The following is a 13,429-nucleotide window of genomic DNA, read 5'->3' on the forward strand; positions in this document are numbered from 1 at the left end:
CTCCGAGGTCGCGGAGATCGCCCGCAGCGGGCAGCTGATCGTGGTCCGCTTCGTCGCGGAGAACCGCATCGGTGCGGTGAAGACCGGCGGGCGCACGGTGACGGCCGTCCTGGTGACGGACGGACGAACCTACCTGTGGCGCACCGTGCATGAGACGCCGGTTCCCGAAACCGCCCAGCCCATCACCACGGAGCCACCTGCTGGTGCGCCGCCCGAGCAGGCCGAAACCGTCGACGAGGAGCCGGCCGAGGGCTCAGCCGTAGAGGCGGGCGGCGATGTGGCCGTCGGGGCGGACGAGCAGAGCGGTGGTGCGGGGGAGTCCGCAGCGGTCGCGGAGGGATTGGGGGAGTTGGGATCCGGTGAGGAGGACGTGGCCGGGCCCGACCAGATCGAGAGTGGAGCGGCCGTCGGCTAGCCAGGCGTGCGGGAGACGCTCGCCGACATCCGCCGAAGGGGTGTAGCCGTCGGTGGTGAGTGTCGTGCCGGTGCCGCGGTAGGCGGTGCCCAGCAGGAGTTCGTCGTCGATGCGGTAGCTCGAGCGATTGCGGGCATTCGCGGTGGAGATGTCGATGACCTGGCGGGCCACGGGGCGGCGCTCGAATTCGTAGGTGTCGAGCAGGGATTCGGGTGCCGCGCGGGTGAGAACCGCGGCCAGCTTCCACGCGAGATTGTCGGCGTCGCCGATGCCCACGTTCATCCCGTGCCCGCCGGTGGGCGGGACGGCGTGCGCGGCATCGCCGGCCAGCATCACGCGGCCGGACCGATAGCTGTCCGCGAGCCGCGCATCCATACGCCAGGTGGCGGTGTTGTGGACGATCACGTCCAGATCGGGTATGCCGGTGCCGGAACGGATCTGGGCAACCAGGTCGATATCGCCGGGCCGTCTGCCGTTCAGCGGATGCTGGTAGATCCAATGCCGGTCATTGTCGATCGCCAGGAACCCGCCACCGCCGGTGAGGAAGTAGGAGGTGCTGGCGCGATCGGCTACCACTGGGCCCAGCGGTGCTTCGAATCGAACGCTGAGAAATTCGTTCAGGCCGGTCGGCCCCGTCATCGTGATGCCGCTTCCGCTTCGGGCGGTGCTGTGCGCGCCATCGCAGCCGATCAGCCAATCCGCCTGCAGCACTGACTCTGCACCGGTCCGCTCCTCGCGAATCGTCGCGGTGACTCCGGAACCGGTCTGCTCGTAGGACATCAGTCGGACGCCCCACCGCACCGATTCGCCCGCGTGAGCGGACAGCACGCGTTCCAGCGCGTCCTGGGAACAGGTGAGACCGGGTGCGGGCGTATGGTCGGTGTCCTCCGAAACCGGCAGCGTGCGAACGTGATCCGGATCGTTGAGCGTCCGCCCCCGGAAGAAGGCGACATGGTCGGCGGGCAGTCCGGCCGCGCGGATCTCCGCCTCGAGCCCCAACCGCCGGAAGATCTCCATCGAGCGGGCCGAGATGCCGCGCGCCTTGGGGTGCGGCGACGGCTCGACGCGAGCCTCGATGACCCGGTGATCGATGCCCATCCGCGACAACAGGATCGACAGGGTCAGCCCGACAGGCCCGCCACCGATCACCAGGACCGAGGTGCGCATGATCCTCCTGTAACGCCAATTGATTCTATTGACGTTACAATACAGAGGTGGCGGATGACCAGAACCCGAGAGGGCTGTACTTCCTGGCCGACCTGGCGAACGCCGTGCGGGCCGGAAGCGGGGACGAGGACGTGCGGCGAATCCTGCGCGAGCACCGAGCCCCCGAGCGCTACCGCACCGCCGAACCAGCCGAGATCCGCCCCGCGGCCGCTCGCATCGCCGACATTCTCGAGCTCACGGATCCCGATGACGCGGCGCGGGAGATCAATGCCCTCCTGGCCGACTATCCCGCGCGCCCGCTGCTCGTCCAATTCCCCGGCCGCCCTTGGTCCATGCATTCGCGCCCGCCCGAGGACGCCGACCCCGAATACTGGCTGCTGGCCAAGGCGGCGCTGGCGCTGGGCCTGTGGTTGAGCGACCGCGGCCGATGCGCGTGGGGCCGGTGCGCCGCCACCGACTGCGGCCGCTTCTTCATCGACACCGGGCGGCGGCAACCTCAGAAGTACTGCGGAACCACCTGTGCCACCAGAACCAGGGTGGCCGCGCACCGGCAACGGTCCGGCAGGATGGACTGATGCCGATCTCGTTGCCGCCGAATGTGGCGGAGACCATCGCGGGGAGTTTCGGGGGACGGGGGCCGCTGTGGCTGGCCGCGCTGCCCGGGGTGGTGGACACATTGTGCGCGGCTTGGGGGTTGGAGGTCATCGGGGAGAGCTTCGGGGGTGGGACACATTCGTGGGTCGCGCCGGTGCGGCGGGCCGACGGGTCGGTCGCGGTGCTCAAGGTGCCGGTGGTCGACGAGGAGAACTATGGGGAGCCGACCGGTCTGTACCTCTATGGCGGGGATGGGGCGGTGCGGTTGTTCGAGTTCGATCCGGGGACGGGGGCGATGCTGCTCGAATGGGCGCGGCCGGGGACAGAACTGCTGTATCAGCCCGGGTTCCCGAGTCTCGAAGGGCGGCCGGAGAACATCGCCAAGGTCGAGCAGGCGTGCGGGTTGTATCGCAGGCTGCGGCGGGAGCCGGTGGTGGTTCCGGCGGGTTTTCCGGAGTTGCCGACCGCCGCCGGGATGGTCGCGGGGTGGGAGGGGATGGTCCTCGAGCCGGAAGACGGTGTCGCCGAGGTGATTCCGGCGCGGCTGCTGGATCGGGCGGCGGAGCGGTGTGGTGAGCTGGCGGTGCCGGACGGGCCGCTGCTGGTGGTGAACCGGGATACCCATCTGGGGAATATCGTTGCGGCGGAACGGGAGCCGTGGCTGCTCATCGACCCGAAGGCGTATCTGGGGGAGGCGGCGTTCGATGCCGGATTCCTGATCATGATTCAGATGCAGAGCGATCCGGCGCCCGACCATGCCCGGGCGGTAGTCGAGCGGACCGCCGCGGGATTGGCCGTCCGCGCCGATCGGGCGCGTGCCTGGGCGTTCATGCGGTCGATGGAGGAGATTGTGTGGGCCGTCGAGGACGGGGCACCCGAGGACCTGCGGTTGCACCTCGCGGTCGCGGCGGCGTTGGCCTGACCGTGGGGGCCGAAACCTACTGCGGCCGATACCGTTCGCGGGCCGCCCGCCGCCGCTGCGCGTCGCGCTGGACCACCATGCCGATGGAGGTGGGGATGAGCAGCGCGAGTCCCCACGGCACCGCCACCCAGATCGGCCAGAAGTAGCCCATCCCGGTGGCCACCCAGATCACCACGCACATCAGATTCACGAAAACCCATGGCGTCCAGATGATCTTGACCCAGACCGGCACGCTGCCGCCGTCGTCGGGTCGGCCCACGGGTCGCCCCGGACCCCGTGGGACCGGTAGGTCGGACAGGATCGGCGCCAATTCCCCGTAGGTCCGGGCCGAGTACACCTGCTGCAACCGTTCGTCGAATTCGTGCAGCGTGATCCGCCCCTCGCCCATGGCCACGCGTAGCCGGTCGACGATCTGTTCGCGGTCCCGGTCGGAGGCCCGCATGTTCTCCTGCCCCACGACGCCAGGGTAATTCGGTTCCGCCGGGTGTGTCGGCGGTATTCGGCCGCGGTCAGGTATCGGCGGGCAGTCCGGCGAGGCCGGCCACCAGTGCCCGGGCGTCGGCGCGGGCGGTCGCGGCCCACGGTGCGCTCGGTTTGTGGATGCGCAGGGAGGCAACCCCGTGCACGGCGCACCAGATGCGCAGAGCGGTGGCGCGGCGGGCCTGCGGGTCGGTGCCGGGCAGCAGCCGGGCGAGGCGGTCGAGTAGATCCAGGCCCGGGCCCTCGCCCTCGGTGTCGAGCGGATCGGGCCGCTCGAACAGCAATTGGTATGCGCCCGGGTGGTTTTCGGCCCAGGTCAGGTAGGCGCCGAGCAGGGCGTCGAGCTGTTCGGCGGGGCTCGCGGCTTCCGGGTCGGCAGCGTCGAGGTCGGCGCGCAGCCGGCCGAAGAGTTCGGCGATGACGGCGTAGTTCAGCGCGTCCTGGGAGGCGAAGTGCATGTAGACGGCGCTGGGGGCGACGCCGCAGGCGCGGGCGATGGCGCGCAGGGACGGCGCAGGCAGCGGTTGTGGCTCGAGTAGCAGGTCGATGGCCGCGGCGACGAGTTCGGCGCGCAGCCGCTCGCCTTCGCCGCGGGTTCGGCGCTGTCGGGTACCCGGCACGAAGTCCTCCTTGACAGAGATGACTGAACAGCTGTTAAGTATACATAGCTGAACACCCGTTCACCTAGGAGGAGAAATGACCGAGTGGTATCCGGCGACCGCGGTCGTCACCGGCGCGAGCAGCGGCATCGGCGCGGCCTTCGCCACCGCCCTGGCCGCCCGCGGCTGCGATCTGATCCTGGTGGCCCGGCGCGAGCCGCGGCTGCGGGACCTGGCGAAGGAATTGGAAGCCGCGCACGGGGTTTCGGTGCGCGTACTCGCGGCGGACCTCGCGGATCCGGCCGGTGTGGCCCGGGTCGCCGAAGTCTGCACCGATCCGCTGCATCCCGTCGGCATCCTGATCAACAACGCGGGTTTCGCCACCCACGGCGCGCTGGCCGACCATGCGGCCGGGAAGGTTCGCGAGGAGATCGCGGTGAATGTGGCCGCGCTGGCCGAGCTGACCCACGCCGCACTGCCGGCCATGGTGACCCGCGATCGCGGGGTGATCGTCAGTATCGCCTCGACGGCGGCCTTCCAGCCGATTCCGTTCATGGCCGTCTACGGCGCGACCAAGGCCTTCGTGCTCTCCTTCACCGAGGCGCTGTGGGGTGAGCTGGAGGGGTCGGGCGTCACCGCGCTGGCGGTCTGCCCGGGCGCGACCGACACCGAATTCTTCGATGTGGCCGGCGAAGCGGCGAGTGTCGGCAGCCGGCAGACGCCGCAGCAGGTGGTGGCCACCGCCCTGCGGGCCCTGGATCGCCGCAACCCGCCGCCGAGCGTCGTGTCCGGCACCGCCAATGCGGTCTCGTCGAGTCTGCCGCGAATCCTGCCCCGCCGCACCACCATCCGCGTGACCAGGCGTCTGGTCGGGGCGAAATGATGTTCGCACTGGGCCCGAGTGAACTCGGCGACATCGACGCCATGCGCCTGCACCTGCACAGCGAGCGCACGGTGGCGGCCTCGGCGGCGCGCACCTTCGAGATTCTCGCCGCGGGGGAGGGGCAGACCGAGTGGGCGAACGGCTATCGCGCCACCACCTGGTACTCGAATGTCCGTGCCGCGGGCGCGATCCGCGATATCCACCTGCGCTGGATCACCGTGCGGGAACGCTTCCTGGCCTGGGAACCGGCCGCGCGCTTCACCTTCGGCGCGGACGCCATGTCGATTCCCTTGGCCCGCCGCATGATCGAGGACATCTCGTTCACGCCGATCGACGCCGGGCACTGCACGCTGACCTGGCAGGTCCATCTGGATCCGGCCCCGGCGCTCGCCCCGGTCGGGGCGCGGTTCGTGCGGTCGATGCTGACTCCGATGTTCGAGTCCTTCGCGGCCGGTCTCGCCGAGTTCGCCGCCGCGCATCCCGGTTAGGGGTGGTGGGTCACGCGCAGTGCAGCGCCGCCAGCAGGGTGATCACGATGGGGGAGGTGCGGCCCTCGCTGCGGGTCACGGCCGAGACCGGGATGCGCAGCGGGTGCCCCGTGAGCCGCAGGGTGGCGATGCCCTCGGTCTGGCTGTCGGCGTAGAGGATGGTCCAGGCGTCGGGCCGGTTGATGAGTTCCATGGTGGCGGTGTGGTCCGGCGGGATGGGCGGGCCGAAGACCGGCCCGGTGGGGAGGTCGGCGAAGGCGGCCCGCACCACATTGTGGAGCAGGACCTGTTCCGACTCGGGCGGGAGCAGCAGCGGATAGGCCCCCAGTTCCGCGAGGGTGACATCGCCGCCGCGCATGACGAGCGGGTGCGCGGTGGAGGTGGCGATGACGGGATCCTCGTCCCAGAGCTTCTCGACGGTCAGGCCCGGCTGGTCGACACTGCCCCGGATGAGGGCAAGGTCACAGTCGCCGTCGGCCACCGCCTGGATGCGCTGCCGGAAGGGCTTGATGACGAATTCGATCTCCGCGCCCGGGTGCGCCTCGCGCGCGCCCGCGATGGCGGACAGTGATCTAGTTGCAAAGCTCATATTAGCCGCCAAGCGAATGCGCGGCCCGGAGGCCCGCACAGCTGCGCGAATGGCCGATTCCAGGCTCAGCATTTGCTTCGCAAGGGGAAGTAGCCGAGTGGTCGCGTCGGTCGGGACGACCGAGCGTGTGGACCGTTCGAAGAGGTTCACGCCGAGGTCGCGTTCCAGCCGGGCGATCTGATGACTGATAGCCGACTGCGAGATGAAGCATCGGCTCGCGGCCCGGCTGAAGCTCAGCTCCTCACAGACCGCCACGAAGTAGGCCAGTTGGCGCAGCTCCACGGCATTCTCCAATTCATGATCAACGTAGATAAGAGTCATCTTGATTATGCGCCCTGACGGCTGGAACAACCGCGTTCCGAATCACGGTTAGTCATGACGGAAGGGAGCAGTCATGCAACACGTGGAGGCGGGTATCGAAACCGCCGATGTCGTCATCGTCGGATCGGGCTTCGGTGGTCTCGCCGCTGCGAAGCAGTTGAACAAGTCGGGTATCCGTTACGTCCTGATCTCGGGTACGCCCGAGCACCTCTTCCAGCCACTCCTCTATCAGGTGGCGACGGGGGTGCTGGCCTCGGACGAGATCGCGCCTCCCATGGCCAATATCCTGCGCAACCACAAGAACGGCGAGGTGCGGCTGGGCAAGGTCACCGCCATCGACGCCCCCAATGCGGTCCTCACCTATGAGACATCCGAGGGTCCGCGCCGGATCCGGTACGGCAAGCTCATCGCCGCCACCGGCGCCAGCCAGTCGTACTTCGGCCGTGACGACTTCGCGGACAAGACGTTCTCGCTCAAGACCATCGACGACGCCCGCAACCTGCGCGCGCAGATCCAGCGCGTCTTCGAGCAGGCCAAGGATGCCGACCCCGAGACCCGCCGCCGGTTGCTGAGCTTCGTGGTGGTCGGCGCGGGCGCGACCGGCGTCGAGGTCGCCGGTCAGTTGAAGGAGCTCGCGAAGAGGTACTACCACCAGGAGGACACCGTCACCCTGGTGGAGGGCGCGGGCGTGGTGCTGCCGCCCTTCGGTGGCGGGCTGTCGGAATATGCCAAGGAGTCGCTGGAGCGCAGCGGCGTCGAGGTGCTGGTCGACACCTTCGTGACCGACATCGAGGACGGCAAGGTCACCGTCAAGAGCAAGGACGGCGTGGAGCGCCGGATCGCCGCCGAGACCGTGGTGTGGTCGGCGGGCGTGCAGGCCGGCGGCTTCGCCCAGGTGCTGGCCGAGGCAACCGGCTGCGAGACCGACCGCGCCGGCCGCCTGCTCATCAACCCCGACTGCACGGTCGGCGGCCACGCCGACATCTTCGCCATCGGTGACATGACCTACCTCAACGGCTACCCCGGCCAGTCGCCGGTGGCCATGCAGGAGGGCCGCCACGTCGCCGACATCATCCGCGGCAAGAAGCCCGCGGCCACCCCGTTCAAGTACTGGGACAAGGGCTCGATGGCGGTGATCAGCCGCTTCAGCGCGGTCACCAAGCTGAACGACAAGGTCAAGTTCACCGGCCTCATCGCCTGGGTGGCCTGGCTCGCGGTGCACATCTACTACCTGGTCGGCTTCCGCAACCGCTTCGCCGCGGTGCTGTCCTGGCTGGTCGCCTTCATCGGCAGCGGCCGGCCCGGCTTCAACGAGGTCGAAAAGGCCTCGGCCGCAAAGACTCCGGAGAAGTCACCGGTAGCGGCCTGACCGCAGGAACGAAACGAGCCGCCCGGCCATAGCGCCGGGCGGCTCGTTCCCGTTGTGGGGCAAGGTTAACCTGCGACTATGGCTGTTCCTACAACTCGATTGCTGGTGCTGGCGGTGGTGCGCCTGCTCCAGCCCGTGCACGGCTACGACGTGCGCCGCGAATTGCTGTCCTGGCATGCCGACGACTGGGCCAATGTGAAGCCCGGCTCGGTGTACGGGGCGCTGAACACGCTGGAGCGGGACGGTCTCATCTCGGTGGAGGGTGTCGGGCAGGAGGGGGCGCGGCCGGAGCGGCGCACATATCGGCTGACTCCGGAGGGGGAGAAGGAATTCGGCGAGATGCTGCGCGAGTCGCTGTTCGCGGCCGACCAGCTCAAGCATCCGTATTTCGCGACGGTGTCGCTGTTTCCGCACGCGCCGAAGGTGGATGTGATTGCGGCGCTGCGCAGCCGGATCCTGCAGTTCGAGTCGAATCTGGTCTATCTCGAGCGCGAGGAGGAGCGGATTCTGGCCGGGAGCGGGGATCCGCGGGAGGCGGAGCCGCATCATGTCGCCGATGCGATCAATCTTGCTGCGGCGCATGTGCGTGCGGATCTGGAGTGGTCGCGCCGGACCCTGCAGCGGATCGAGAGCGGGGAGCTGGATGCCTGGTCGGGGACCATGGGCGGGGCCCCGGTCCCGCCTCCGGTGAAGTAGTGTCGCCGCTCCTGGCGAAGTAATCAAGTTTTAATAGTCAAGCTTGACTATGTGGGTGGGTCGTTTCTACCGTTGAGGCGTGGAAACGACATCACCCGTCCGCGGCGCACCCACCGACCCGGTCATCCGGGTCCGTGGGCTGGCCCGGACCTTCAAGACCAAAACCGGTGACGTGCAAGCGGTCACGGGTATCGACTTCGACGTGCGCTACGGCGAGATCATCGGACTGCTCGGCCCCAACGGGGCCGGCAAGACCACCACCCTGCGGATGATCTCGACGCTGCTGGCGCCCACCGCGGGCGAGGCCACCGTGGTCGGCGCCGACCTGCGCGCCGAGCCGCGGACGGTGCGCTCCCGCATCGGCTATGTGCCGCAGGGCGGATCGACCAACGAGGCCGAACTGGTCGAGGACGAATTGATCCTGCAGGCAAGGCTTTTCGGGCTGTCCAAGACCGAGGCCAGGCGCAATGCCGCCGACCTGGCCAAGGCGCTCGAATTCGACGGGCTGGAGCGCCGCCGGTGCGGGCAGCTCTCCGGCGGGCAGCGGCGGCGGGTGGACATCGCGCTCGGCCTCGTGCACCGGCCCACGCTCATCTACCTCGACGAACCCACCACCGGGCTGGATCCGCAGAGCCGGGCCAACCTGTGGGACCACATCCGGCGGCTGCGCGACGAAGGCACCACCGTCGTACTCACCACCCACTATCTGGAGGAGGCGGACGCGCTCTGCGATCGCATCCTGGTGATGGACCACGGGACCATCGTCGCCGAAGGCACCCCCGATGAGCTGAAGCGGCGCATCTCCGGCGACGTGATCAGCCTCGAGATCGCTTCCGGCAGCGCCGATCTGGCCTTGGAGGTCGCCGCGGAGGCGCTCGAACTGCGCTCCCGGCTGCGCACCGAGGGCCACGAGAACGGCCATGCCGGAAAGAGTCTCGTGCATCTCACCGTCGAACACGGTGACGCCGCGGTGGTTCCGCTGCTGCAGGCGCTCGGCGACAAGGGCATCACGCCCGGCTCGCTCACGGTGAAGCGCCCCAGCCTCGACGATGTGTTCCTCACGCTCACCGGGCGTTCACTCCGGGAAGGAGACCGGTCATGACATTCCTGCGCGACACCGGACTGATCTACTGGTCCCAGGTCCGGGCCAATCTGCGCAATCCGGTCTGGGTGATCATCGGCCTGATGCAGCCGATCATCTACCTGGTCCTGTTCGGCCCCCTGGTGAAAGGCATCGCCCCGTCGCTGGGCCCGGGCGTGGATCCGTGGAAGATCCTCACCCCGGCGCTGGTCATTCAGATCGGTTTGTTCGGAGCATTGTTCGTCGGCTTCGGCATCGTGGCCGAATGGCGCGCGGGCGTGATCGAACGGCAGCGGGTGACGCCCGCCTCGCGCGGCGCGCTACTGCTGGGCCGGGTGCTCAAGGACATGACGGTGCTGCTGGTGCAGGCCCTGGTGCTGGTCGGAGTGGCCACGGCGGTCTTCGGGCTGCGGCCGAATCCGGGCGGCCTGGTGCTGTCACTGTTGCTGATCGCCGTCATGGGTGCGGGGCTGGCGTCCGCGTCCTACGCGTTGGGCCTGTGGGCGCGCTCGGAGGACACCCTCGCCTCGCTGCTGAACTCGGTGTCGGTGCCGATCATGCTGCTGTCGGGCATCCTGCTGCCGATGACGGTGGGACCGAAGTGGCTGCAGGACATCGCGAAGGTGAATCCGTTCTCGCACACCGTGGACGCGGCGCGGGCGCTGTTCCGCGGTGACTTCGGGGCGCACGAGGTCTATGTCGGCACCGCCGTCACCATCGTGGTCTCGCTGCTGCTGATCCTGGTCGCCTCCCGCAGCTTCGCCCGGGAGAACGCCTGACCCGGGCGGCTCTTCGCTGCCGGCGAAAAGTTGTTGACCTGAACAGAGGTTCAGGTTTCACGATGGCTGTATGCCTGAAAACACGAAAAGGGCCCTGATCACCGGGGCGTCGGCGGGCTTCGGCCGGGCGGTCGCGCTCGCGCTCGCCGAACGGGATTGGGAGCTGATCCTCGTCGCCCGCGGCGCGGATCGGCTCGACCGGGTGCGGGCCGCGACCGGCGCGCACGCCATCGCGGGGGATGTCGCCGACCCGGCGGTGCGCGAGCGCATCGCCGAGGCCGTCGGCTCCGGCCGGCTGGACCTGGTGCTCAACAATGCCAGCGCACTGGGGCCGAGCCCGCTCCCGACCCTGGACCGCTACCCGCTGGACGAACTCGCCACCGTCCTCGATACCAATGTGATTGCACCCCTGGCGATTCTCCAGCTCACCCTGACCGCACTCCGGGCCTCCGACGGCGTGGTGGTGGACATCAGCTCCGACGCCGCCGTCGGCGGTTACGAGGGCTGGGGCGGCTACGGCGCCTCCAAGGCCGCACTGGACCAGCTCACCAACGTGCTCGCCGCCGAGAATCCCCAGCTGCGCATCTACAGCTTCGATCCCGGCGACATGCGCACCGAGATGCACCAGGCCGCCTTCCCCGGCGAGGACATCTCCGACCGTCCGGAACCGGAAACCGTTGTCCCCGCCCTGCTGCGCCTTCTCGAGTCGCGCCCGCCGAGCGGCCGCTACCTCGCGTCCGAACTGTCGGTGGCGTCATGACCCTCGGTATGGAGGAGCTCGCGTTCACCCTGCCCGGCGAGCTGTCGGCGACCAGCCCGCCCGAGGCGCGCGGCCTGGCGCGTGACGAGGTCCGGATGCTCGTCTGCGACGCCGGGACGGTCACCCACGCGCGGTTCCGGGAGCTGCCGAGATTCCTGCGCGCCGGAGACCTTGTGGTGGTGAACAATTCGGCCATGCTCAGCGCCGCGGTGGATGCGCGGTACGGCGACGCGGCCGCGGTGCTGCACTTCTCGACCTGGCTCGACGACGGGCGCTGGGTGGTCGAACTGCGCGACCCCGCGGGCGTGCCGTGGCGCGGGCGGGCGCTGAAACCCGGTGCGCGCATTACCCTTCCGGCCGGTCACCTCGCCACCGTCCGCACCCGTTGGCTGCGCGGCGGCGACCGCCTCTGGGCCGCGGACGTCCAAGCCGCGTCCGATCATGATGCCGTCGGGAATCCAGCTGCCGTTGGGGACCGGGGCGCCGCCGCGGCGGGCCACGGCGACGGGGTCGAGAGAGCGGGGGCGGATGTGCGGGCGCTGCTCGCACGGTATGGCCGCCCGATCTCCTACTCCTACCTCACGGGGCGGTGGTCGGCCGCCTACTATCGGACGGTCTTCGGACTCGAGCCGGGCAGTGCCGAAATGCCCAGCGCAGGGCGGCCTTTCACCGAGGCGCTGGTGACCGAGCTGGTGGCGGGCGGGGTGGGGTTCGTGCCGATCACGCTGCATACCGGGGTTTCGTCGCCGGAGTCGGGGGAGCCGCCGAGTCCGGAGCGGTTCGCGGTGCCGGAGATGACGGCGCGGCTGGTCAATGCCACGCATGCGGCGGGCGGGCGGGTGGTGGCGGTGGGGACCACGGTCACCCGGGCGCTCGAAACGGCCACCGCCGCAGACGGTCTGGTGCGTCCGATGGCCGGTTGGACCGAGCTGGTGCTCGACGGGGATCGTCCCGCGCGGGCGGTGGACGGGCTGATCACCGGTTGGCACGCGCCGGGCGCCTCGCATCTGCATCTGCTCGAATCCGTGGCGGGCGGGGCGGTGGTGCGGGAGGCGTACCGGGTGGCGCTCGACTCCGGGTATCTCTGGCACGAATTCGGTGATTCCGCCTTACTCTTCCGGAACTGACCCTCCCTCGTTCCGGAAGTGGACCCCCGCGATGCAAGGCTCACCCGGGCGGCGTAGGCTGATTTCTTCCGCGTTGCCGACCGCTCGCGGACGCGGGTCCGGGCTCGCCGCAACGTCTTCCGGGCTCGCCGCGCGGCCTTCCAGAGCCGCCGGTACCCCGCCGGGATACGAGCATTTGTCCTGGTAGAGAACGTTGCGAGGCGGTCGGATGAACTCCCGGTGCGGTCTGCGTCGCGTTCACCGGACTGGCATCGGCAGGTAATCCGGCGGTCGCTCCAGCGCAGTCTCGGACTGGCTTGATCAAGCCTATGACCACCATGGCAGCGTCGAATTCCAGCCTGCTGGCAGCCGCGTCGAAGCCCGCCCCGGAAGCACCCCGCACCACCGGACGGTCCCAGTACTCCCTGGTCGTCTCCTCCGATGCCGAGCACCGCGAGGCCGCACAGCGGCTGCGCTACCAGGTGTTCGCCAATGAGCCGGGCTTCACCATTCCCGACAACGGAACCGGCCTGGACGCCGACCGTTTCGACGACCACTGCGATCACCTGCTGGTGCGCGACGAGCTCACCGAGCAGTTCGTCGGCTGCTACCGCATGCTGCCCCCGGACAAGGTGACCGCCGCCGGCGGATACTACACCGCCACCGAATTCGACTTGGCCGCACTGGATCCCGTCGGTCACCGGATCGTGGAGATGGGCCGCGCCTGCGTGGTGCCCGATCACCGCAACGGTTCGGTGCTGACGCTGATGTGGGCGGGCATCCTGCACTACATCCAGCTCACCGGATACGACTGGGTGATGGGCTGCGTGTCGGTGCCGATGCGGATGACGCCCGAGGACGAGCCCGGCGTGAACGTGCGCGGCGTGCGCGACATGCTGCTGCGCAAGCACGCGCTGGAGACGGAACGCCATGTGCGCCCGTACAACCCGGTGGTGGTGGACGGCCGTACCCTCGACGAGTTGGCAGCCCCCGCCCGCCCCAAGCTACCCCCGCTGCTGAGCGGCTACCTACGCCTGGGCGCGCAGATCTGCGGCGAGCCCGCCCACGACCCGGACTTCGCGGTCGCCGACTTCGTCGCCCTGCTCGGCCTCGAGACCATCAACACCCGCTACCTGGAGCGCCTGCAGGGCGCGGCCAACAGCCTGGATGCCCGGTGATG

General features: G+C 69.2%; 15 protein-coding genes. 11 read left to right on the top strand and 4 right to left on the bottom strand.

Annotated elements, in window-relative coordinates; all coding sequences use genetic code 11:
- Positions 1-253: 253 nt before the first annotated feature.
- Entirely contained in the window at positions 254-1,582 is a 1,329-nt protein-coding gene (locus tag ACFXN1_RS09750) for an FAD-dependent monooxygenase (RefSeq protein WP_379437734.1), read from the bottom strand.
- Positions 1,583-1,629: 47 nt separating this feature from the next.
- Between ACFXN1_RS09750 and ACFXN1_RS09755 the strand changes: the two genes are divergently transcribed.
- Positions 1,630-2,157: a CGNR zinc finger domain-containing protein gene (locus ACFXN1_RS09755; RefSeq protein ID WP_379437735.1), complete on the top strand. Its 528-nt coding sequence runs from the start codon at positions 1,630-1,632 to the stop codon at positions 2,155-2,157.
- A complete protein-coding gene (locus ACFXN1_RS09760) occupies positions 2,157-3,098 on the top strand; it encodes an aminoglycoside phosphotransferase family protein (protein WP_379437737.1) in 942 nt (313 codons plus the stop codon). Before ACFXN1_RS09755 ends, ACFXN1_RS09760 begins: the two co-directional genes overlap by 1 nt.
- A gap of 16 nt (positions 3,099-3,114) precedes the next feature.
- Here the strand turns inward: ACFXN1_RS09760 and ACFXN1_RS09765 are convergent, their stop codons facing one another.
- On the bottom strand, positions 3,115-3,555 hold the full coding sequence (locus tag ACFXN1_RS09765; protein WP_379437739.1) for a DUF1707 domain-containing protein: 441 nt from the start codon (positions 3,553-3,555) through the stop codon (positions 3,115-3,117).
- A 52-nt stretch (positions 3,556-3,607) separates the two neighbouring features.
- Positions 3,608-4,198 (bottom strand): TetR/AcrR family transcriptional regulator, encoded by a 591-nt coding sequence (locus tag ACFXN1_RS09770; RefSeq protein WP_379437740.1) that lies wholly within the window; start codon positions 4,196-4,198, stop codon positions 3,608-3,610.
- Positions 4,199-4,274: 76 nt separating this feature from the next.
- Here ACFXN1_RS09770 and ACFXN1_RS09775 point away from each other — a divergent pair, with 76 nt between their 5' ends.
- A complete protein-coding gene (locus ACFXN1_RS09775) occupies positions 4,275-5,060 on the top strand; it encodes an SDR family NAD(P)-dependent oxidoreductase (RefSeq protein ID WP_379437742.1) in 786 nt (261 codons plus the stop codon).
- Entirely contained in the window at positions 5,057-5,548 is a 492-nt protein-coding gene (locus tag ACFXN1_RS09780; protein ID WP_379437743.1) for an SRPBCC family protein, read from the top strand. The genes ACFXN1_RS09775 and ACFXN1_RS09780 overlap by 4 nt, the downstream gene beginning before the upstream one ends.
- 10 nt (positions 5,549-5,558) lie before the next feature.
- Here the strand turns inward: ACFXN1_RS09780 and ACFXN1_RS09785 are convergent, their stop codons facing one another.
- Positions 5,559-6,419 (bottom strand): LysR family transcriptional regulator, encoded by an 861-nt coding sequence (locus tag ACFXN1_RS09785; RefSeq protein WP_379437804.1) that lies wholly within the window; start codon positions 6,417-6,419, stop codon positions 5,559-5,561.
- Positions 6,420-6,531: 112 nt separating this feature from the next.
- Here ACFXN1_RS09785 and ACFXN1_RS09790 point away from each other — a divergent pair, with 112 nt between their 5' ends.
- The 7 genes from ACFXN1_RS09790 to ACFXN1_RS09820 all read left to right on the top strand — a co-directional run bounded on the left by ACFXN1_RS09790 (position 6,532) and on the right by ACFXN1_RS09820 (position 13,427).
- Entirely contained in the window at positions 6,532-7,827 is a 1,296-nt protein-coding gene (locus ACFXN1_RS09790) for an NAD(P)/FAD-dependent oxidoreductase (protein WP_379402372.1), read from the top strand.
- 78 nt (positions 7,828-7,905) lie between these two features.
- Positions 7,906-8,523 carry a PadR family transcriptional regulator gene (locus tag ACFXN1_RS09795; protein WP_354835188.1) on the top strand — a complete coding sequence of 206 codons (618 nt, stop codon included), beginning with the start codon at positions 7,906-7,908 and terminating at the stop codon, positions 8,521-8,523.
- Positions 8,524-8,602: 79 nt separating this feature from the next.
- Positions 8,603-9,625: an ATP-binding cassette domain-containing protein gene (locus ACFXN1_RS09800; RefSeq protein ID WP_379402374.1), complete on the top strand. Its 1,023-nt coding sequence runs from the start codon at positions 8,603-8,605 to the stop codon at positions 9,623-9,625.
- The gene (locus ACFXN1_RS09805) at positions 9,622-10,383 is read left to right on the top strand and encodes an ABC transporter permease (protein ID WP_379437745.1); all 762 of its coding nucleotides are present in this window, start codon (positions 9,622-9,624) and stop codon (positions 10,381-10,383) included. The genes ACFXN1_RS09800 and ACFXN1_RS09805 overlap by 4 nt, the downstream gene beginning before the upstream one ends.
- A gap of 70 nt (positions 10,384-10,453) precedes the next feature.
- Positions 10,454-11,143: an SDR family NAD(P)-dependent oxidoreductase gene (locus ACFXN1_RS09810; RefSeq protein ID WP_379437747.1), complete on the top strand. Its 690-nt coding sequence runs from the start codon at positions 10,454-10,456 to the stop codon at positions 11,141-11,143.
- The gene (locus ACFXN1_RS09815) at positions 11,140-12,270 is read left to right on the top strand and encodes an S-adenosylmethionine:tRNA ribosyltransferase-isomerase (RefSeq protein WP_379437748.1); all 1,131 of its coding nucleotides are present in this window, start codon (positions 11,140-11,142) and stop codon (positions 12,268-12,270) included. The genes ACFXN1_RS09810 and ACFXN1_RS09815 overlap by 4 nt, the downstream gene beginning before the upstream one ends.
- Positions 12,271-12,578: 308 nt before the next feature.
- Entirely contained in the window at positions 12,579-13,427 is an 849-nt protein-coding gene (locus ACFXN1_RS09820; RefSeq protein ID WP_379437750.1) for a GNAT family N-acetyltransferase, read from the top strand.
- The last annotated feature ends 2 nt before the right edge of the window (positions 13,428-13,429 follow it).

Origin of the sequence: Nocardia sp. NPDC059154 (assembly GCF_042755705.1) — a bacterium.
Classification (GTDB): Bacteria; Actinomycetota; Actinomycetes; order Mycobacteriales; family Mycobacteriaceae; genus Nocardia.

What these genes read in the sequence shown, in the direction of transcription:
- ACFXN1_RS09750 (WP_379437734.1), bottom strand. Translation starts at nt 1,582, where the DNA reads ATGCGCACCTCGGTCCTGGTGATCGGTGGCGGGCCTGTCGGGCTGACC.
- ACFXN1_RS09760 (WP_379437737.1), top strand. Translation starts at nt 2,157, where the DNA reads ATGCCGATCTCGTTGCCGCCGAATGTGGCGGAGACCATCGCGGGGAGT.
- ACFXN1_RS09775 (WP_379437742.1), top strand. Translation starts at nt 4,275, where the DNA reads ATGACCGAGTGGTATCCGGCGACCGCGGTCGTCACCGGCGCGAGCAGC.
- ACFXN1_RS09780 (WP_379437743.1), top strand. Translation starts at nt 5,057, where the DNA reads ATGATGTTCGCACTGGGCCCGAGTGAACTCGGCGACATCGACGCCATG.
- ACFXN1_RS09790 (WP_379402372.1), top strand. Translation starts at nt 6,532, where the DNA reads ATGCAACACGTGGAGGCGGGTATCGAAACCGCCGATGTCGTCATCGTC.
- ACFXN1_RS09795 (WP_354835188.1), top strand. Translation starts at nt 7,906, where the DNA reads ATGGCTGTTCCTACAACTCGATTGCTGGTGCTGGCGGTGGTGCGCCTG.
- ACFXN1_RS09805 (WP_379437745.1), top strand. Translation starts at nt 9,622, where the DNA reads ATGACATTCCTGCGCGACACCGGACTGATCTACTGGTCCCAGGTCCGG.
- ACFXN1_RS09810 (WP_379437747.1), top strand. Translation starts at nt 10,454, where the DNA reads ATGCCTGAAAACACGAAAAGGGCCCTGATCACCGGGGCGTCGGCGGGC.
- ACFXN1_RS09815 (WP_379437748.1), top strand. Translation starts at nt 11,140, where the DNA reads ATGACCCTCGGTATGGAGGAGCTCGCGTTCACCCTGCCCGGCGAGCTG.
- ACFXN1_RS09820 (WP_379437750.1), top strand. Translation starts at nt 12,579, where the DNA reads ATGACCACCATGGCAGCGTCGAATTCCAGCCTGCTGGCAGCCGCGTCG.